The 19454-nt window shown below is 68.0% G+C and carries 16 protein-coding genes; all 16 read right to left on the bottom strand.

Features of this window, described 5'->3' with window-relative positions:
* Positions 1 to 43: 43 nt before the first annotated feature.
* Positions 44 to 496 (bottom strand): DUF3995 domain-containing protein, encoded by a 453-nt coding sequence (locus tag DESTE_RS15450; RefSeq protein ID WP_035068587.1) that lies wholly within the window; start codon positions 494 to 496, stop codon positions 44 to 46.
* A gap of 183 nt (positions 497 to 679) precedes the next feature.
* Positions 680 to 1189, bottom strand: a complete 510-nt coding sequence (gene ahbA, locus DESTE_RS15455) for a siroheme decarboxylase subunit alpha (RefSeq protein ID WP_051384505.1) — start codon at positions 1187 to 1189, stop codon at positions 680 to 682.
* A 10-nt stretch (positions 1190 to 1199) separates the two neighbouring features.
* Positions 1200 to 2465, bottom strand: a complete 1266-nt coding sequence (ahbD, locus tag DESTE_RS15460) for a heme b synthase (protein WP_425411697.1) — start codon at positions 2463 to 2465, stop codon at positions 1200 to 1202.
* A gap of 1 nt (position 2466) precedes the next feature.
* Positions 2467 to 3468: a porphobilinogen synthase gene (gene hemB / locus DESTE_RS15465; RefSeq protein WP_035068589.1), complete on the bottom strand. Its 1002-nt coding sequence runs from the start codon at positions 3466 to 3468 to the stop codon at positions 2467 to 2469.
* A 190-nt stretch (positions 3469 to 3658) separates the two neighbouring features.
* Positions 3659 to 4840 carry a 12,18-didecarboxysiroheme deacetylase gene (gene ahbC, locus DESTE_RS15470; RefSeq protein WP_035068591.1) on the bottom strand — a complete coding sequence of 394 codons (1182 nt, stop codon included), beginning with the start codon at positions 4838 to 4840 and terminating at the stop codon, positions 3659 to 3661.
* Positions 4841 to 5151: 311 nt separating this feature from the next.
* Complete coding sequence (locus DESTE_RS15475) at positions 5152 to 5904, bottom strand: hypothetical protein (protein WP_156925393.1); 753 nt, start codon at positions 5902 to 5904, stop codon at positions 5152 to 5154.
* Positions 5905 to 6163: 259 nt separating this feature from the next.
* Positions 6164 to 6499 carry a hypothetical protein gene (locus DESTE_RS15480; protein WP_035070650.1) on the bottom strand — a complete coding sequence of 112 codons (336 nt, stop codon included), beginning with the start codon at positions 6497 to 6499 and terminating at the stop codon, positions 6164 to 6166.
* 179 nt (positions 6500 to 6678) lie between these two features.
* The gene (locus tag DESTE_RS15485; RefSeq protein ID WP_035068593.1) at positions 6679 to 8202 is read right to left on the bottom strand and encodes a YIP1 family protein; all 1524 of its coding nucleotides are present in this window, start codon (positions 8200 to 8202) and stop codon (positions 6679 to 6681) included.
* A 167-nt stretch (positions 8203 to 8369) separates the two neighbouring features.
* Complete coding sequence (locus DESTE_RS15490; RefSeq protein ID WP_035068595.1) at positions 8370 to 9827, bottom strand: glycosyltransferase family protein; 1458 nt, start codon at positions 9825 to 9827, stop codon at positions 8370 to 8372.
* The gene (locus tag DESTE_RS15495) at positions 9824 to 11095 is read right to left on the bottom strand and encodes a glycosyltransferase family 4 protein (RefSeq protein WP_084559498.1); all 1272 of its coding nucleotides are present in this window, start codon (positions 11093 to 11095) and stop codon (positions 9824 to 9826) included. Before DESTE_RS15495 ends, DESTE_RS15490 begins: the two co-directional genes overlap by 4 nt.
* Positions 11096 to 11156: 61 nt before the next feature.
* The gene (gene fliS, locus DESTE_RS15500; RefSeq protein WP_035068600.1) at positions 11157 to 12056 is read right to left on the bottom strand and encodes a flagellar export chaperone FliS; all 900 of its coding nucleotides are present in this window, start codon (positions 12054 to 12056) and stop codon (positions 11157 to 11159) included.
* A gap of 156 nt (positions 12057 to 12212) precedes the next feature.
* Complete coding sequence (gene fliD, locus DESTE_RS15505) at positions 12213 to 13967, bottom strand: flagellar filament capping protein FliD (protein ID WP_035068604.1); 1755 nt, start codon at positions 13965 to 13967, stop codon at positions 12213 to 12215.
* A 278-nt stretch (positions 13968 to 14245) separates the two neighbouring features.
* Positions 14246 to 15358: a tRNA (adenosine(37)-N6)-threonylcarbamoyltransferase complex dimerization subunit type 1 TsaB gene (gene tsaB, locus DESTE_RS15510; RefSeq protein ID WP_051384506.1), complete on the bottom strand. Its 1113-nt coding sequence runs from the start codon at positions 15356 to 15358 to the stop codon at positions 14246 to 14248.
* Positions 15355 to 16419 carry an RIP metalloprotease RseP gene (gene rseP / locus DESTE_RS15515; protein ID WP_035068606.1) on the bottom strand — a complete coding sequence of 355 codons (1065 nt, stop codon included), beginning with the start codon at positions 16417 to 16419 and terminating at the stop codon, positions 15355 to 15357. Before rseP ends, tsaB begins: the two co-directional genes overlap by 4 nt.
* Positions 16416 to 17744, bottom strand: coding sequence for a 1-deoxy-D-xylulose-5-phosphate reductoisomerase (gene dxr, locus DESTE_RS15520; protein ID WP_035068609.1), 1329 nt, complete (start codon positions 17742 to 17744; stop codon positions 16416 to 16418). Before dxr ends, rseP begins: the two co-directional genes overlap by 4 nt.
* Positions 17745 to 17780: 36 nt before the next feature.
* Positions 17781 to 19298 (bottom strand): pyridoxal phosphate-dependent decarboxylase family protein, encoded by a 1518-nt coding sequence (locus DESTE_RS15525; RefSeq protein WP_035068611.1) that lies wholly within the window; start codon positions 19296 to 19298, stop codon positions 17781 to 17783.
* Positions 19299 to 19454: the final 156 nt, after the last annotated feature.

Genomic DNA, 19454 nt, shown 5'->3' on the forward strand with positions numbered 1-19454 from the left:
GGAAGGCTGCGGATATCGTGGCAGTCAGCGCCGCCAACGCTCGTCAGTGCGGGATGGTGCCCAGTAGCCCATAGCAGGCGGCCAGCAGCAGGCACAGCGGCGTGTACAACCGGGCATCCCAGTGGGCGAAGGTGGTGGAGCGGATGCGCCGGAACAGGCCGCAGTAGCGGAAGTCGCCAATGGCACGCACCACGAAGACGAAGGCCGCGCCAAGGCACAGCGTGGGAGCCACGCGCGGCGGCGGCAGGGGCAGCCAGCCCAGGGTCAGGCCCGGCAGCAGGGCCAGCAGGGCAAAGGCCAGGGTGACCACGCCGGTGAGCCCACGCGAGGGCGCGAACAGGGGGCGGCCACCCACGGAATCGGGCGTGCGGGGAATGACCCTGTCGAGCCACAGGGTGGAGCCCAGCACCCATGCCCCGTGCAGCAGGGTGATGGCGGCAAGGCACGCGGTGGCGACAAGCGCGGCGGCGACGGAGAGCAGTGTGAGAATGGTCATGGACAGTGCATAGCACGGACGCGACGGTGCGTCATGCCGCTGGGGCGACGAGGGAATGACGGCTGGGCTTTGCGTGCGGACGAGTGCGGCATGGCGCATCCCTTGCCGGAGCACATGAAAAGCCCCGGGCATGTCAGCGACACGTCCGGGGCCTTTGTCTGCACTGCGGTGTATTTCTGTTGGCTAGTCCGCCATCTGAAAATCCACCTTGATCTTGAACAGTTTGGTGGCGGGCAGGTTCAGGATGGGGATGCCCGTCTTTTCGGTGATTTCGGCCAGGGTGGCGCACACGCTGTCCCACGAAGGGCCGATGCAGGTGAACCAGATGTTGTATTCGTGGTTGCGCAGATAGTTGTGGGTAACGCCCACATGACGGTTCACCTCGGCCACGAAACCGTCCATGGCGTCGTCGGGCACCTTGGCCGCGCACAGCGTGGAGCGAAAGCCCAGCTTGGCCGACTGGAAGTTGGCCCCCATGCGGCGGATGAGCCTGCGTTCCTTCATGGCGCGCACGCGGGCCAGCGCCTCGGCCTCGGTGATGTCGCACTTTTCGCCGATGACGGCGTAGGGGCGCGATTCCAGCGGAAAGTCCGACTGGATCACGTCCAGGATGCGCTTGTCGATCTGATCCAGCGTGTCAGCGTCAGTGACAGCGGTGGGGGCCGTGCAGCGTTCGGCGTGGGATGCGGTCATGATGCCTCCGTCAGCGGCACGCGCCGGTGCGCCTGGGGGTGTACGAGCACAGCGGTTCCTCGGCCAGGTGGTCGCCGCTCATGTTGTAGGCGCGCGCACGGCAGCCGCCGCACACCTTGTGGTATTCGCACGGGCCGCACTTGCCGGTGTAGGCTTCCTGATCGCGGAACTGCTTGAAATGGTGTGTGTTGCGCCAGATTTCAGGGAAGGGCGTTTCGCGCACGTTGCCGCAGTCCAGCTCCAGATAGCCGCACGGCTGCACCTGACCCACGTGGCTGATGAAGCAGAACCCGATGCCGCCAAGGCAGCCGCGCGTCAGGGCGTCCATGCCGAAGGTGTCGGGCGTGACGGCCACGCCTTCTTCCTTGGCCCGCTGGCGCATGATGCGGTAGTAGTGCGGCGCGCAGGTGGCCTTCAGGTGCATGGAGGTGGTCTTGCGGAAGTCGTAGAACCAGTTCAGCACTTCCTCGTATTCCGTGGCGGAGATGACCTGGTCGCCAAGGCCCGCCGCGCGCCCGGTGGGCACCAGCAGGAAGATGTGCCACGCCGCCGCGCCGATGCGCTCGCACAGCTTGAAGATGTCCTTGAAGCTGCCGAGGTTGTCGCGGGTGACGGTGGTGTTGATCTGGAATTCGATGCCCGCCTGCTTCAGGTATTCGATGCCCCGCAGGGACGCGTCAAACGCGCCGGGCACGCCCCGGAAGGCGTCGTGGCTGGCGGCGTCCGGCCCGTCGATGGAGATGGAGCAGCGCTGCACGCCCGCTTCCTTCATCCTGGCGGCCGTTTCCGGCGTGATCAGGGTGCCGTTGGGCGACATGACGCAGCGCAGGCCAAGGCCGGTGGCGTACGCGATAAGCTCGTACACGTCGTGCCGCATCATGGGGTCGCCCCCGGTAAAGATGATGATGGGGTTGCCCACCTGCGGAAAGGTGTCGATGAGCGCCTTGGCCTCGGCGGTGGAGAATTCGCCGGGATAGGGTTCCTCGTGCGCTTCGGCCCGGCAGTGCTTGCAGGCCAGGTTGCACGAGCGGGTCACTTCCCACGCGATGAGCTTGCAGGTGGGGGTGCCGTCGGGCAGGGTGCGCGGCATCTGCGGCGCGCCCACGCCGGCGGGATGTCCGCCCGGATGGCCGGTGGGATGTCCGCCCTGCGGGCTGGCGGGATGACCGCCCATGCTGGCGGGATGCCCGCCGCCGGGATGTTCACCCATGCCTGCGGGATGCCCGCCCTGCGGGCCGCCCTTGCGTTCGTCGCCGGGGTGTTGCGGATGGCTCATGCTATTTCACCAGCCCTTTGCGCAGCAGGTCTTCGGTAAAGTACGTGATGATCAGCCCGGCCCCGGCGCGCTTGATGCCCAGCAGCGATTCCATGACCACGGCGTCCTCGTTGATCCAGCCGTTCAGCCCGGCCGCGCGGATCATGGAATATTCGCCGCTCACCTGATAGGCGGCCACGGGCACGTCGAAGCGGTCGCGCACGTCGCGGATGATGTCCATGTACGGCCCGGCGGGCTTGACGATGAGCATGTCCGCGCCCTCGGCGATGTCTGCCGCTGCCTCGCGCATGGCTTCCACCCGGTTGGCGGGGTCCATCTGGTAGGTCTTGCGGTCGCCGAACTGGGGGGTGGATTCCGCCGCCTCGCGGAACGGGCCGTAAAAGCTCGATGCGTACTTCACCGCGTAGGACATGACCGGGATGTGGCTGAACCCGTTCTGGTCCAGCGCCTTGCGGATGGCCTGCACCCGACCGTCCATCATGTCCGACGGGGCCACGATGTCCGCGCCCGCCTCGGCATGGCTGATGGCGGTCTTGGCCAGCAGCGACAGGGTGGGGTCGTTGTGCACCTCGCCGGACGTGTCGCCCTGGCGCACCAGGCCGCAATGGCCGTGGTCGGTGTATTCGCACAGGCACACGTCGGTGCACACCACAAGGTTCGGCCAGCGCTTCTTCAGCAGGCGCACGGCCTGCTGGACGATGCCGTCCTTGTTGTAGGCCTCGCTGCCGCGATAGTCCTTTTCCTTGGGAATGCCGAACAGGATGCAACTGCGCAGGCCCGTGGCCACGGCGGCTTCCACCTGCTTTTCCAGTTCCTGCAACGAAAGCTGGTACTGGCCGGGCATGGCCCCGATTTCCTTGCGGAAGGCGGGGGCGTCGGTTTCCACCACGAAATAGGCCATCATCAGGTCGGCCGCGTGCAGCGCGGTTTCGCGCACGATTTCACGCAGGGCGGCGGTGCGGCGCAGTCTGCGCCCCCGGAAGAAGTCCCCGAATTCGGACATGCCGTCTCCTGGAGTAGGCAGGGTTGAAACGCTGCATGCCCCGCTTGCGGGCAAAGGGGCCGTTACGCGCTGTTGCGTGGCGGCGGTGCGGGCGGGCCGCCGGGGGCGGCCTGGGGTGCAGCGCGTACCCGGACGGCGCGGGGCCGTCCGGGTACCGTCATGGCAGGTATGGTTCCGACGCGGGGCGTGCCTACGCGCGGATTTCGTCGTCGGTCAGGTAGCAGGCGGGGTCCTGCGCCCAGATGTCGCCGTAGTAGGCTTCGGCGCGGGCGCGGAAGTTGCCGCCGCAGATGTTCAGGAAGCGGCAGGTGGCGCAACGGCCGCCCACGTGCTGCTTCTTGTCCTTCAGCTTGTGCAGCAGTTCGATGTTCGGGTCGTCCCAGATATGGGAGAAGGGGCGTTCCAGAACATTGCCCACCACATGCTGGCGCCAGAACTGGTCGGGGTGCACCTTGCCGTCCCACGAGATGCAGCCGATGCCGCGGCCCGAGTTGTTGCCCTCGTTGTACTGGAGCAGTTCGAACACCTCGGCGGCGCGCTTGGGGTCTTCCTTCAGCATGCGCATCCACACGTAGGGGCCGTCGGCGTGGTTGTCCACGGTCAGCACTTCCTTGGGCAGCCCGGCGTCGAACAGTTCGCGGGTCTTGTCCATGATCAGGTCGACCATGGCGCGGGTTTCCGCGTGGTCCAGGTCTTCCTTGATCAGTTCGGACCCACGGCCCGAGTAGACGAGGTGGTAGAAGCAGATGCGCGGCACTTCAAGGTCGCGCAGCAGCTGGAACAGCTTGGGCACTTCGCCCTGGTTGCGCTTGTTGATGGTGAAGCGCAGGCCCACCTTCAGCCCTTCGGCCTTGCAGTTCTCGATGCCTTCCAGCGCGCGGCGGTAGGAACCGGGCACGGCGCGGAACTTGTCGTGCACCTCTTCGCCGCCGTCCAGCGAAATGCCCACGTAGGACAGGCCCACTTCCTTCAGTTCGCGGGCCTTCTGCTTGGTGATCAGGGTGCCGTTGGTGGAAATGACCGCGCGCATGCCCTTGGTGGTGGCGTGCTTGGCCAGTTCCACCAGGTCCTGGCGCACCAGCGGCTCGCCGCCGGAAAAGAGCATCACCGGGGCACCGTAGGCGGCCAGATCGTCGATGATGGCCTTGCCCTGTTCGGTGGAGATTTCGTCCTTGCCTTCAGGGTCAACGGCCTGGGCGTAACAGTGCACGCACTTAAGATTGCAACGGCGGGTCATGTTCCAGACCACAACCGGTTTCTTGTCCTTGGAGAACTGGAGCAGGTGGGAGGGAAGCTGGCCCGAATGGCGCCCGTAGCGAAGGGCGTCCGAGGGTTCGACCTGACCACAGTAAAGCTTGGAGATGCCGATCATTCTCACTCCTGTTGGCTGGCCGCCGGGCGCGCTGACAAGAGAGGCCCCGGCCTTCTGGCACGGGGCGTAGCGCGGCGGGCTGGCACCGGAAAAACGTCCTCACGCCCTAGCATAAATCGTGGCGGAGGGAAAGCAACCCGGCCCCGCCGGAGTGAAACCGGAGCGCGCCGGAAGGCGGGGAGGGAGGAATGCGGGCAACCCCGCGCGGGGCATGGAAAAACGGCGCCCCGCGCGAGAGGCACGGGGGCACGGGTAAATCCTTGCGAAGTGGGGAGGGCACGCGGCCAACCTGCATTGCCAACCGGGAAGTGCTAGAACGCGGGTTCCTTGGACAACCCCTTGGGCGCGGGCGGGTCGATCCACAATTTGACTTCCTGCGCCATGTCCCACGAGACGGTTTGGGTGATGGCCCACATGGGGTCGGTGGGCATGCGCGCCTTGGCCGAGAACAGGATGAAATCGTTGGCGAACTGGTGCTCCATGACCCCGGCATGGCCCATGGCCCAGATCATCTGGCCGGTGTTCACGTCCCAGATTTCCAGTGCCACCGACAGCTTGGAATCGCCGGAAGTGCCGCCGTTGACGTAGTGGGTGACGTAGCCTCCGATGAGCAGTTGCGCTCCGCGCAGGGCGGCCATCTGCATGGCCAGGTCGCGGCGGTAGGGGGTGGCGTTTTCCGCGAATTCGATGACCGGAAAGACCTTTTCAGACAGCCACGTCTGCCAGATCTGGCGTGATACCTCCAGGCCGACAACGCTGGGCTTTTCCATCTGCTGGGTGACCCGGAAAGGCACGAACAGCGCGGTCAGCCTGCGGTTGGGCGGCGTGGCCGGGCGCACGCTGACCTGCGGATTGCCGCGCCGTACCCAGTCGTCCATGTAGAAGATGGGCTGGCTGCCCAGATCCATGTACACCCCGGCCTTGGGCGGGCCGGAGCAGGACAGGGCCAGTGGCAGAAGCAGCAGGCACAGCGCGAGCAGGGTCAGGCGCAAGGCCGGGCGCGAGCACCGGCCACTGATGGCGGGGGATTCGGCGGTGGATGCCGGGCAGGGCATGAAGGGCATGGACAACGCTCCGGGAATGGGCCGTGCGACTGCCGATGCCCAGCGGGCAGGGAAGGGGCGCACGGGGGTGATGTCGGAAAGCCGTCGCGCGGACGGGTGTGCCCATGCCGCAGCAAGAATGGTGCCGGATGCGCATGGGGTGGATGCCGGGCGGATGCTGGGTGACGAAAAAGGATACATGCCCCCTGCGGAAGGATGCGGGGGGCGCGCGGGGCAGGCGAGGGGGCCGGGACGTCACGCGGGCCGCACGCCGGGCGGCCTATTGCAGGCGCGGGGTGGGCGTGGGCGCGGCCTGGGCGGATTCCAGGATCTGTTCGCGGGTGCGCTGGATGCCGTTGTGCAGGTCCAGCCTGCGCTGGGCGGGAATGCGATGGAATTCCGGGCGGCGGGTAAGGTCCATCAGGTCGTTCATTTCGTGGCGGATGCGCCGCAGGCGCACCAGCGTCTCGGCGTCCACCGGGGACACCCGCTCGGCGATCTCGGCCAGTTCGCGCAGTTCGGCGGCAAGATCGCGGATGGTGCGCGGCGCAATCTCGCGGGAATGCCTGCGCCGTTCGCGCAGTTCGTTCCACAGGGCGCGCAGTTTCCTGAACATGGCCGCCTCCCCGGTTACCCGGCCGGGCCCCCGCCCGGTGGCCTTTTCCGCGTTCCTCGGGGCGGGGCCGCTGCCCCGCATCCCGCCATCTTCCGTCCTGTTTTCCCCGGTCAGCCTGCCGTGCCGCGAACCATCGTTCCCGCGGGATGCGCGGACCGCATCGCCTACATGGGGGCCGCCTACATGGGCGCCGAGGACATGAACATGCGCAGCAACTGAACCGTCAGCGCGAAGCCAAGACCCAGCAGCGGCCCGATGGCCAGCGCGGTGCGCGACCAGGGCAGCCGGTGGGCGTATTTCACCCCCACGAACGTACATACCACGAACCACAGCGAACCCACCACCGGCCCCACCAGCGGCACAATGCTGAGCACCGTGGGTGCCGCGCTGTACGAAATGACCCGCACCGTGGTGGGCAGGTCGGCCGCACGCGGCTCCACCAGCCGGATCATGACGTGGTACAGGACGGACAGCACGGCCAGTTGCAGCAGCAGGGTGAAGGGCGAGATCAGCAGGGTCATGGGCAGGCTCATGTCGTGGGTGACGCTGCCCATCCAGGCGTGCAACTGGGGGTCTTCGATGAAGCCGCCGAAGGCGCGCATGCTCATGAGGTACCACAGCCGCTCGGTGAGCGCCTGAAAGATGCCGATGAGCAGGTAGAACGCCACCGGGCGCTTCAGCGAACCGGACGAACGCACCCCGGAGAAGAAGCGCGGCGCCGCCAGCATCACCCGCAGGATGGTCTGGTACAGGCCGGGGAAAAAGCCTACCCGGTCCAGGTTTTCCCACGGCACCTCGCTGCGGGCCGAGGCGGCCCACGGCGGCAGGGGGGCGTCCCGTTCGCCGGGGTGACCGCCGTCGCGCGGGGAAAAGGCATCGCCGTGGCTTCCGGCGTCCCATCCGCCGGGGGCATCGTCAGGCGTGCCGTTGGGGGAGGCGTCACGGGCGTTGTCCCGGTCATGCTCGGGGTCGCCGTTGCCGGGCCGGGGGCGGGATTCGGCCTGCTTGCGCCAGCGGTCGCCCACCGAGGCCACGGCATCCCAGATGTCGCGGGGCGTGTTGGGGCGGCGCTGGCCGTCGGCAGACCCGTTGGCGGAACCGCCGCGCCCGTTGGGGGCATCGTGCCCGTCATCGTGGGCGGGGGAGTTGCTCCGGCCCGGAATCACCGCGCCGGGGGGCAGCGGGTCGTCGCCGGGGCGGGAAAGATCGGTGTGTCCATGGGCGTTGCGGGCCGCGTCCGCGTCGGAAGGCGTGGTGCCTGATGCGTCCGCATCGGTCATGCGCGGTGTGTCGGTTCCGGAAACGGGGCGGGGTTCGCCCACGTGGTCGTCCTCTCCGGCGTAGTCAGGGGCGTAGTCAGGGGCGTAGTCGTGTTCCGCGCCAGAGGCGCCGGAATCCGGTGTTGACGACGTGGCGGAGGGGCCGCGGAGGTCGTCGTCCCCGTCGCGAGACGCGGCAGGCCCGGCATGGGGCATGGCGTCAGGCGCCGCGTCATCCGGCGCGCGCCGGGAGGGCATGTCCCCACTCTGCGGGGCATGCGGGGCCTGTGCTGCGGGGGAGGCGTCCGGGGTTTCATCCGATGCCAGGGCGCGGAAACGGAACCGGTGACGGCACTTGGGGCAGGTGGCGATGGCGGCCGAGGACGGAATCTTGCTGCTGTCGATGCTCCGTTCGAACTGGCATTCCGGGCAGCGTATAATCATGGGAAATCCTTTGCTTCCTTGCATATGCCCAGTGTAGGGCATCGGGCAGCGCAAATCAAGGTGGGCGGCTTTGCGTGCCGTCCCGCACGGGGCGGAGCGGCGGCTTGCGGTGGGTGTGCCGCCGGTCCCGAAGGCAGGAGCCGGGGCTCACACTCAGGGCGTCACTCTCAGGGTGACAGGGGCAGGCGCAGGGCCAGATGGCGGCGGGGCGCACCTGCCTTTGCGTCGCCACTGACGGGTCGTTCGTTGCCGTCGAAGACCAGCCCGGCATCGACGAACAGGCGTCGGGGCAGTGCCGGGTATTCCGTGCTCAGCCGGTGCAGCCCGCCCAAAGGGGACGGGGCGGTCTGGTCGGTACCCGCCGCATTGAACACCCGCAGGCGCTCGGCCAGGGCGTCCCGGTCCTTGGCGATCCAGCTAAGGTGCTCGATCCAGGCATCGGCCAGCAGGCAGGTGTGGCCGTGCACCCCCACCACCCGTTCGTGCACCGCACCCCGGAAGCATACCCCAGGCATGCGACGGAACAGCCGCAACTGCACGTCGGGCCACAGGCCGTAGCCCACGCGCAGGTGGTCCGCGTTGGGGTACGCGGTGGCGCGGGGCAGCAGCCAGGCCCCGGCGCCGGGCACAGCCATCAGGCGGGGCAGCAGGGCCCAGGTACGGGGGGCCAGCCGTTCGTCGGCGTCCAGGTACATGCACCACTCGGTGGTCAGCAGGCCCAGCATGGCATTGCGCTGGGCGGCAAAGTCGCCCCCCAGCGGGCGCACCGCTTGGCGCAGCGGCACGGGACACAGGGGGATCGGGTCGAACGGAGGCGGCGCGCCATCCCAGACCACGGCCATCTCTCGCACCCAGCCGGGCACCTGGGCGAAAAAGGCGGGCAGGTCCGGCTCTGCGGGGTGCAGGATGGCCCCCACACCCAGGCCGGGGAGATGGGCTGGGGCATCGTGCGGGTCCTGGGGCGCGTTTTCATGTGCATCGGGCAGCGTCACGGGTACGCATCCGGCGAACAGGCGACGCCAGCGGTGCAGAGCCTCGGCCTCTGCATCCGGCAGGAACGGATTGGGGAACAGGGTGGCGGTTTCCGGTGTGATGCCGGTGGCCCGCAACAGCAGCAGCAGCGCCCACGGCGAGGTGTCGGCCAGCAGGCGGTGGGCGTTCGGAGGTGGCGTCGGGGCGGCGAAATCCTTCAGGCGTCCGCTGGCCAGCGCGGCGCGCATGCGGTCCGGCGCAAGGTCGCACAGGGTCAGGCGCGGCACGCCGGGCGGTGCGGCCTGCCCGGAGTTGGTCGCGGCCGTGTTCGTGGCAGTGGCAAGGGCGGCGCAAATCGCCTCGGGCAGGGCACCGTCGCCAGTGCCCAGCAGCACCAGGTGCGGCCGCCCGCTGCGTAGCGCAAGGCGCACCGCCTTGTCCGCCGCCAGTTGGAGGGTCTCCGTATCGGGCACGGGCTGGCTGGTAACTGCGCTCGTGGGGGACTCCTGCCCGGCGCCCAGCCGGAATTCCAGAACCATGGAGGTATACGCGGCCAGCAAGGCGTCTGCGGCATCCGTGACGTCGGGGGCATCCGTGACGTAGGGGACGTCGGGGCGGGTGCCTCCGCCGGGCGTACCGGGCGCGGTGCTCATGGGGCCTCTCCGTTCGCCACTTCCGGTGGGCACATCTCGTCATACAACGCTTCCAGCGCGCGGGCCTGCATGTCGGCGTCGAACAGTGCGGCGGCCTTGCGCCGCCCGGCCTCGCCCATGCGTCGGGCCGTGCCGGGGTGGCGCAGCAGGTGCAACACGGCCCCGGCGTAGTCGTCCACCGTTTCGGCCACCAGCCCGGTGACGCCGTGCTCCACCAGCTCCAGTTGGGCGTTGTCGCGCAGGCCGGGGCAGGGGTGAGTGACTACGGGCAGCCCGGCGGCCATGGCTTCCGCGATGGCCAGGCCGAAACTTTCGCCGGTGTCGTTGGCGTGGGCCAGCAAGGAAAGTTCATTGAAGAACCTGGCCAGCTCCGCGTCGTCGCGCAGCGGGGGCAGAAAGCGTACGTTATCCGAAAGGCCATGTTCGCGCACGTAGCGTTCCGCGTCCGGGGTGCCACCGACAATGTCGTAGCGGAAATTGGGCAGTTCGCGGCGCAGCACGGGCAGGATGTGCAGGGCCAGGTGCGACCACTTGCCGGGGTCTGGCCGGGACAGACGGCCCAGCACGGGACGGGTGTAGTCGCGCTCGGCGGGCGGCAGGGTCAGCCGGGCGAACAGGGCGGTGTCCACGGGGTTGTACAGCACCCGCCAGCGCGGGGGCACGGCGGCGATACCCTGCACGCGGGCAAAGCGTTCGGCGCAGAAGCGCGAGACGAACAGGGTGACGTCGATGAGTTGGCCCGAGGGAGAAGGATCGTGCCGCCCGAAGACGTTGGTCTCCACGATGGCGGGCAGGCGGCGGGGGGAAGCACCGGCGCTTGCGTCCGGAGAACTCATGGCGGCGTGCGCCTGACGGAAGGCCGTGCGCAGGGGGCGCAACAGTTCCGGCTGGGGCCAGCCCGCGCGGTGCACGTGCACGATGTGGGGAAGAAAACGGGCGGCCACGCTGCCCAGGTCACCCCCGACGAAGGTGGTCACCCCTGCCTCGCGCAGGGGAACGGCGCGGGGGCCGTCGGCGGGGCTCCATACCGCGCGCTGGAAACGGGACGGGTCCAGCCGGGTCAGCAGCAGTTGCATGACCTTTTCGGTGCCGCCAAGCCCCAGTGAGGAAACCACATGCAGCACCCGGCGCGGCGTGGAAGACGCCTGCGGGCCGGAAGGGCCCGAAGCGGCGGGGCCGGAGGCTGCGATGGGGCTTTGGGACCCGGGGGATCCGGGGAAACCGGGAGATTCGGGGGATCCGGCGGCGTGGGGTGCGGCGGTGACCATGGGCCGTGTTCTAGCCCAGCGGGGCGGGCATGGGAAGGGCGTCCGCCGCCTGGCGTTCGGCCTAGCCCTGCGCGAACTTGCGATACAGGCTGGCCGCGGCCATGCGGCTGGGGGCAAAGCCCTTCACCGGCTGGGCGCCTGATTCGCCTGATCCGCCTGATGCGTCTGATCCGCCTGATCCGTCTGATCCGCCTGATTCGCCTGATCCGCCCGATGCGCCCGAGGTGTCGGGCGTTTCGCCGGTCGCCGGGGCGGTCGGGCCATCGACGGCATGCGCCGGGGCCATGGACGGCGCGTCAGCCGACGTCGGCGTTGCCTGCTGTGCCGATGGCACGGGGGCAGCTGCCAGTGCGGCCTGCACGGTCTGCTCCGCTTGCGCTGGCTGGCCGGGCCGGGCCGGGCTCATGGGCGTGGCCGCCTGCGGCGCGGTGTCGCCCGCCGGGGCCTGCTGGCCGTAGGCCTGGGCGTGGGCACGGCCGAACTGCGCGGGCTTGCCCAGCGGCGGCATCTGCGCGGTGGGCAGCGGCACGCGCGAAGGCGCTGCGTTGGCGGGCGTGCGGCTGGCCGCCATGCTGGCCCCCACGGCCATGGCCTCCGGGGTGTTGACGATCTGGCCGTACGCGCCGCGCAGGCCGGACAGGATCTTGATCACCTCGTCGATGAACGTCACGTCCATCTTCAGGTTGGCGTTGAGCAGGCGGGTGGAGCAGTAGAAATACAGCTTGTGCAGGTTCTCCGCCAGTTCGCCGCCCTTTTCCAGGTTCAGGCTGGCGTCCAGTTCGTTGACGATGTCCAGGGCCTTGGAAATCAGGATGCCTTTGCCCGCGTAGTCGCGTTCGGCGATCTTTTCCTTGGCTTGGTTCAGGAACTTGACGGCCCCGTCATACAGCAGGAGCAACAGCTCGCCCTGGGTGGTCGTGGTGACCTGGGTCTGTAGGTAGGCGTGTGCGGCCTTCTGCATTGCATTCTCCCGGTGTATGCGCCCGCGTGGTGCTGCGGTGAGTGTGTCGCGGGTTGTGGTCGTTTCCCGCGTGGTGGCGGGGGATGTTGGTCTGTTGCGCGCAGGTGGGGGGCGCCCCGGTCACTCCGGTTGGTCTGGTCGCCCCGTTCGCTGGAATTACGAAGACGTGGACGAGGACAACGACTTGATCTGGCTTTCCACCGACTTGCCGAGGGCGTCGTACCGGGCCAGGGTGGCCTCCAGCCGCGAGTAGCGCAGCCGCTCGCGCCGTTCCCACTGGGTGACGCGGTCCACTTCCTTGTCGATCTTCGTCTGTATGTCGTCCATGATGTCCTGGTAGTTGTCTTCCAGGATCTTCAGCGCGCCGTCGCTGCCCAGCATGTCCTCAAGCTGGTCGCTGAGCCCGCTCAGCTTGCCTTCCTTGATGCGCATGCGGCTCGAGTAGCTGCCCTGCGAAAGGTTGTCGACCTGCAGCGCCAGGCCTCGGGCATCTCCCTCGATGGCGGTGATCTGCTTGTTCACGTTGTCCACGTTGGCGCGCTTGCCGCCCACGTAGGCGTTGACGATGTTGCCCGAGGCGTCCACGTCGTAGGTCACGTCGTAGATGCCCGCCTTGGTCACGCCCTTGACGTGCGAGTAGTAGCTGAAATCCGAGGAGTCGGACTGGGGCAGCCCGCTGGCGGCAAACAGTTCCGCCACGGCCTCGGGATTTTCGCGCAGCGCCTTGTCCAGGGAGGGCAGGCCATCGCCCAGGTCTTCCTCGCGAATTTCCAGAAGGCCCGAAGTGGGACTGTTGGTGTCGGCAATGGTCAGGATGCCGATGTGCGACAGCGACGAATACACGTCGCCGCGCAGCAGGTTGCCGTCCGCGTACTGATACTCGAAGCCTGCGGCCTTGTCCGCGGTGGCCGTCTTGAGCTGGGTGGCCAACAGTTGCACGCCGTAGTTGCCGGTAAGGATCGAGCCCTTCTGCATGGAATACAGAGAGGCGGCATCGTCGGGGTTGTCCACTTCCTTGGAACTGTTGACGGCGGTCAGTTCCTTGATCTTCGTCCGTACGGCGTTCATGGCGTCGACGAAGCCGACGATGTTTTCCTTGATCTTGTCGATGTCGGTGACCACGGAAATCTGCGAGGTGCCCACGTCCCGCAGCGTGATGTTCATGCCCTCGACAGCGCCGCTCAGCGTGTTGGAGGTCGATTCCAGCCAGGTGGTGGCGGGCCAGCCGTTGACCCGGTACTGGGCGTTCTGGTTGGCCTGCACGGTCCAGTTGGCGGCATCGCTGGGCAGCCCGGTGACGGTGGTGCCCGCATCCACCGACAGCGTGGCGTTGGCCCCCATGTCCATGCCCCGGAACTGGAAGGTGTAGCCGGTGCCGTTCTGCACCAGCATGGCCTTTACCCCGGGGTTCTGGGGGTCGTTGTTGATCATGTTCTTGAGCCCGTCGATGGTGGTGCCGCTGGGCACCGTGATCGAGCGGGTCTTGCCCATGTAGGTGTAGACGAACTGCTGGTCGCTGCCGGAATCGTTGACCTTGGTTTTCTTGTCGGCGAAGGCGGTGTTGTAGGTCCAGATGGAACTGGAGGCCAGTTGCCCCACCTCGATCTTGTAGGTGCCTTCAAGGACGCTGGAATTGGTGGTGGCGCTGGCCACGGTCTCGTTGGAACTGGTCGGCGTCTTCACCATGAATTTTTCCATGGTGTTCATGGAATCCACGATGTCCTTCAGCGAGGCGATTTCCGTACGCAACTCGCCAAAGGCGTCCTGACGCCGCTGCCAGTCGGCCTTCCATAAGGTAAGGCGCTTTTGCGGGATCTCTTCGATGGACTTCAACTGGTCGATGACCTTGGAGAAGTCCGTGCCGTTGCCGAGCCCGGAAAAGTATACGCCGCCGGATGCCAGATCGACCATGATGCACCTCTTCGTCGGAAGAAATTTCCCGCTGGGGGTCTCCCGCCGTGGGGGCTGCAAGGCTGGTGCCAGAATGGCGCCGCCTGTCCCCTGTGGAACCTTATCGGCGGGAGGACGGAGGGCTTTAGGTTGTGGGGGCTGGGCGTGCGGTTACGGGAGCCGCGTGAGGCGAAAGGCAGGGGAGGGATACTTGCGGCGCAGGGTAAAAGGGGGGATTGGCGGAGGGATGCGTGACAGCGGGGGGGAACCCTCCGGTCGGCGGCGTGGGTGCGGCGTTGCTACGCGCCGGTCAGCGGAGTGTTGACCGGGGGCGTGTCGGCCAGAGAGATGTCTGCCAGCGGTGCACTGGTCAGCCGGGCCAGTTCCAGCCGGGCCTGTTCCGGGTCCATGCCGCGCGCGGCGGCCATGGCGGGCAGGTTTTCCTCTGCGTCGCAGGGGCGCACGTACAACGGTTGCACGTCGTCGGGGCCGTAGGCGGCAGCGGAGGCCAGGGGCAGCAGCAGGGCGGGGGCGGGGTGGTCGAACCGGCTGGGCAGAAAGCGCGCCTGCGGCAGCAGTTCCGCCAGGGCCTGGGTCAGGACGGCCCGGTTGCGGGTGGCCCCGCTGCCCATCAGCCAGACGCTGGGGGCGGCGTCGGTATCGCATCCGGTCGCCGCCGATTTGTCCTCGGCATGTTCTAAGTCTGATTGAAATGCCACTATCCGGGCCACGGCGGCGTCAGTATCGCATCCGGTCGCCGCCGATTTGTCCTCGGCATGTTCTAAACCTGATTGAAATGCCACTATCCGGGCCACGGCGGCGTCAAGCGTCGCCGCCTCCACCGGGGTCAGTGCCTCAGGCAGAGGGGCGGGAGTGGCAGCGACAGTGGCGTCGGGGGCGTCGGGGGCGTCGGCACCCACGGCGTCCAGAGTCTCGCCGGGCATGCGGAAGGCCTGCATGTGCACCAGCCCGCGCCGGGCGTGGGTCAGCACCCACAGCACCGTGCCGCGCGGCAACAGCGGGCCGCAGGCCAGCAGTTGCGTGTACGAAAGCCCCGCCAACTCCGCATCCAGCGCGCGGGCCATGCCCGCCGCCGTGGACAGCACCAGGCGCAGCCCGGTGAAGCTGCCGGGCCCCTGCACGCAGGCGATGCGCCGCACATCGTGCAGCGAAAGGCGCATCCGCGCAAAGGCGTCGGCCAGGGCCGGGGCCAGCAGTTCCGTGCCCTGCGAGGGCACATGCCATTCCTGCGCGAACAGGGCTTCGCCGTCGCGCAGGGCTGCGGCCTGCACGCGCGATTCCGCCGCGTTCAGGGCCAGGGTGATGGCCCCGTCGCCGTCGGTCTCGCAGGCTCCCGTTGCCCCTGCTGCCCCTCCTGCGGTCCCCCCTGCTGCCCCGGTCGAGTGGGTCATTGCAGGTTCCGCACGATGTCGTTGTAGGTGGCCAGCAGCATCAGGGCCAGCAGGAAGGCCAGGCCGATGCGGGTTGTAATTTCGCGCAGGCGGGCGTTGACCGGGCGGCGCATGATCATTTCCATGGTCAGGAAGATGATGTGCCCGCCGTCCAGCACCGGTATGGGCAGCAGGTTCAGCAGGCCCAGGTTGATGCTGATCAGCGCGGTGAGGGCCAGCACGTTGTCCAGCCCCTGACGCGACTGTTCGCTGACCATCTGGGCGATCATGATGGGCCCGCCCACCGAATCCAGCGGCACCACCCGCTCGAAGATCTTCTGCACGCTCTGGCCGGTGATGACGATCATCCGCCAGGTCTGGTCCAGTCCGGCCTTCATGGCCGAGGAACCATCCAGCGGCAGGGACACGGTGCGCCCGGACGCCTGGATGCCGATGAGCCAGGTGTGCTCGTCTTCGCCGAAGATGGTCTTGCGGGTGCGCACCTCCGGCTTCACGTTCAGGGACAGGGCGGTGCCGTTGCGGTCGATGGCGATGACCAGTTCGCGGCCTTCGCTGGCCACGATGGACCCGGCCACGTCGTCCCACCACTGCACGGGCTTGCCGCCGATGGACACGATGCGGTCGCCGGGGGCCACGCCCGCGATGGCGGCGGGGCTTTCCGGCTGCACCCGGCCCACTTCCGGGGCCAGTTGGAACTGGCCGTGCGCCCAGAACAGCCCCCAGTAGATGAACCACGCCAGCAGCAGGTTGAACACCGGCCCGGCGGCAATGACCAGCAGGCGCTGCCACGCCGGGCGCAGGGTGAAGCTGTGGTGCTTCTCGAAACCTTCGGGCAGTTCGGCCTCTTCACTTTCGCCCACCAGCGACACGTAGCCGCCCAGCGGCACCAGCGACAGCCGGTAGTCGGTCTGGCCGCCGCGCCAGCCGAACAGGCGCGGGCCGAAGCCCAGCGAAAAGGTCTGCACGCCGATGCCGAACACCCGGGCGATCAGGAAATGCCCGAGTTCGTGAAAGAAGATCAGGCCGCCAAGGACCAGAAGAACCGAAAGGAAGCTGCTCATGCGTTGCCCGTTCCTTGCGTGCCTGCCGCGTCTGCCCAGTGGCGTACGCGGCGGCGGGTTGCGGCGTCGAGCGCCTCTATGTGGTCGATGTCGTGCATCAGAAATGTTTCGGCGGTGTCAGGCAATTTGTCGTCCGCCGCTTCAGTGCCAGGCGTTTCCGCTTCATGGACGTCCAGCGCCCGTTCGATCAGCGCGGGAATGTCCATGAACCCGATGCGGCCCTTCAGGAAAAGTTCCACCGCCGCCTCGTTGGCGGCGTTGAGCACCACGGGCAGACCCGCGCCGCCGGGGGTGCTGGCTTCGCGCGCAAGCACGCGCCGCGCCAGCGCAAGACACGGGAAAGAGGATAAGTCGGGGGCCTCGAAGGTCAAGCTGCCCGCCCGCACCAGGTCCAGCGGGGCCACTCCGGTGTCCACGCAGCGCGGCCAGGCCATGCAGTAGGCGATGGCGATGCGCATGTCCGGCGTGCCCAGGTGGGCGATCTGCGAGCCGTCGGCGTATTCCACCAGCGAATGCACGATGGACTGCGGGTGCACCACCACCTCTATGGCGTCCGGGGCCACCCCGTACAGGTGGTAGGCCTCGATGACCTCCAGCCCCTTGTTCATCAGGGTGGCGGAATCGATGGTGATTTTCGCGCCCATGGACCAATTCGGATGATTCAGGGCCTGCTCGCGGGTGACCGAGGCCAGGAAGGCCCGATCGCGCCCTCGGAACGGGCCGCCGGACGCGGTAAGGATGACCCGCCGCACGGCATCGGGTGCGCGCGCCCCGTCCTGCAAGGTATCATGCACCCGCAGGGCCTGGAACACGGCGTTGTGCTCCGAATCCACGGGCAGCACCACCGCGCCTGTTTCGGCGCAAATCTGCCGGATCAGCGCGCCCGCCAGCACCAGTGATTCCTTGTTGGCGAGGCAGATCACCTTGCCCGACCGCGCCGCAGCCACCGTGGCGCGCAGCCCGGCAGCGCCTACCTGGGCGGACAGCACCGTGGAGGCCTCCGGCAGGGCCGCCAGCGTGGCGTACCCTTCCGGCCCCACGTGGATGTCCGGCGCGTATCCGGCGGGCAGCAGCGCGCGCAGCTCCGCCGCGCCCGCTTCGTCCAGCACGCCGAGGTGAGGCGGGCGGTGGCGGGCGGCCTGTTCGGCCAGCAGGCGTACGTTGCGCGCACCTGCCAGCGCGGCCACCCGGAACAGGCCGGGATGCGTCTCGACCACTTTCAGCGCGCTGGCGCCGATGGAGCCGGTGCTGCCCAGCAGGGTTACCGTGCGCGGCGCGGCGTCTTCCCATGCCCGGTCCGGCATGCGCGAAATGTAGCGGATCATGCCCGTGTTCTTCCCTTTCCGCCGTGCATCGGCGGGTTAGGCCTGCGGGGGCTGCGGAGCCCGGAGCCCCTGCGGTCCCTGTGCCGCCAGTTCGCGGCCAAGCGTGGTCATGAGGTCGAACAGCAGGCGGATGTCGGCCTCGGAGGTGCGGTGGTTGGCCACGCACAGGCGCACCCCGGCCCGTCCGCGCACCATGGCCGGGGTCAGGAATCCTTCACCCGAGGCTTCCAGCCGCTCCAGCAGGCGCACCTGCAAGCGGTCCACGTCTTCCTCGGTCCAGCCGTCCCCCTGCGGCAGGTAACGCGCGCAGGCAATGGACAGTTGCACCGGGGCCAGCACCACCCATTCCGGCGAGGCGGCGCACAGGTCGCGGAACTGCCGGGCCAGTTCCATGTTGCGCGTCACGATGCGCCGCAGCCGCTCGCGGCCATACGTACGAAAGGCGAACCACACCTTCAGGGCGCGATTGGCGCGGCTGAGGATGAAGGTGGTGTTCTTGAGGTCGTGCGGGTTTTCCTCGCCCAGATACGAGGCGCGCGCCCGGAACGTGGCGATCTGTCGTGCCCTGCTGCGGAACAGTGTTACCCCGCATTCCAGGGGGATGAAAAACCACTTGTGCGGGTCCACGCAGATGGAGTCCGCCCGGTCGATGCCCGCCAGCAGCGCGCGGCCCTCTTCCGTCAGCATGGATGCCCCGCCGTAGGCCGCATCCACATGGAACCACGGCCCTTCCGCGGCGCACACGTCGGCGATTTCCGGCAGCGGGTCCACCGCGCCGGTGGTCACCGAGCCTGCCTGAGCCACCACGCAGAACGGGGCAAGGCCCGCCGCCCTGTCAGTCGCGATTGCCGCGCGCAGGGCCGTCACGTCCATGCTGTTGTCCGTGCCGGAGGGAATGGCGCGCACGTTGTCCGCGCCAAGGCCCAGCAGCACCGCCGAACGCTCGATGGACATGTGCCCCTGGTCGGAAACATACAGCACCGGGGTGCGCCCGATGCCCGCAAGGCCCTTGGTGGCCGCCTCCGGAAAGTGCGTATGGCGCGCCACGGTCAGGCCCATCAGGTTGGCCATGGTGCCGCCGGACACGATGGTGCCGCCCGCGCCGTCCGTACCCGTGCCATTCGTACCCGCGCCAGCCTCCGGCAGGCCGAACAGCCGGGCCAGCCAGCCGATGACCACGTGCTCCAGCACCGTGGCCGCCGGGCCGCCCTTGAACGACAGCGGCGCCTGGTTCAGCCCCGTGCACACGATGTCGCCCAGCGTGCCCGCCGGGGCCGGGCTGGTGGTTATCCATGCCAGAAAGCGCGGGTGCCCGATGCGCGTGGCGTACGGCTCTATGCACCGCGCCACATCGTCCAGCACCGCGTGCGCTCCCGCGCCCGCCTCCGGCCAGTCGGACGGAATCAGCGCCGCCAGTTCGTCGAACGTTGCCGGGTGCACCACCGGCCCCTCGGCGCACGGGCCAATGCGTTCCACCCGGTCCGCGATCATGGTCGCCGCCCGGTGCAGCAGGGCTTCAAAATCTTCCAGGTCAAGTGTCTCGTGTCGTTGCATGGGGTGTGTCGCGCTGTTGGTCCGTCTGGTCATTATGGAAGAGTTTGCGGGGGAGAGGAAGGAAACTTTTGGAAAAGTTTCCTTCCTCTCCCCCGCCCCCCTCTCCATCCTTCAAAACTTTTCAACGGGGTGTCGTCCGTGCGTGGCAATCCCCCA

Source organism: Nitratidesulfovibrio termitidis HI1 (genome assembly GCF_000504305.1).
Classification (GTDB): domain Bacteria; phylum Desulfobacterota; class Desulfovibrionia; order Desulfovibrionales; family Desulfovibrionaceae; genus Cupidesulfovibrio; species Cupidesulfovibrio termitidis.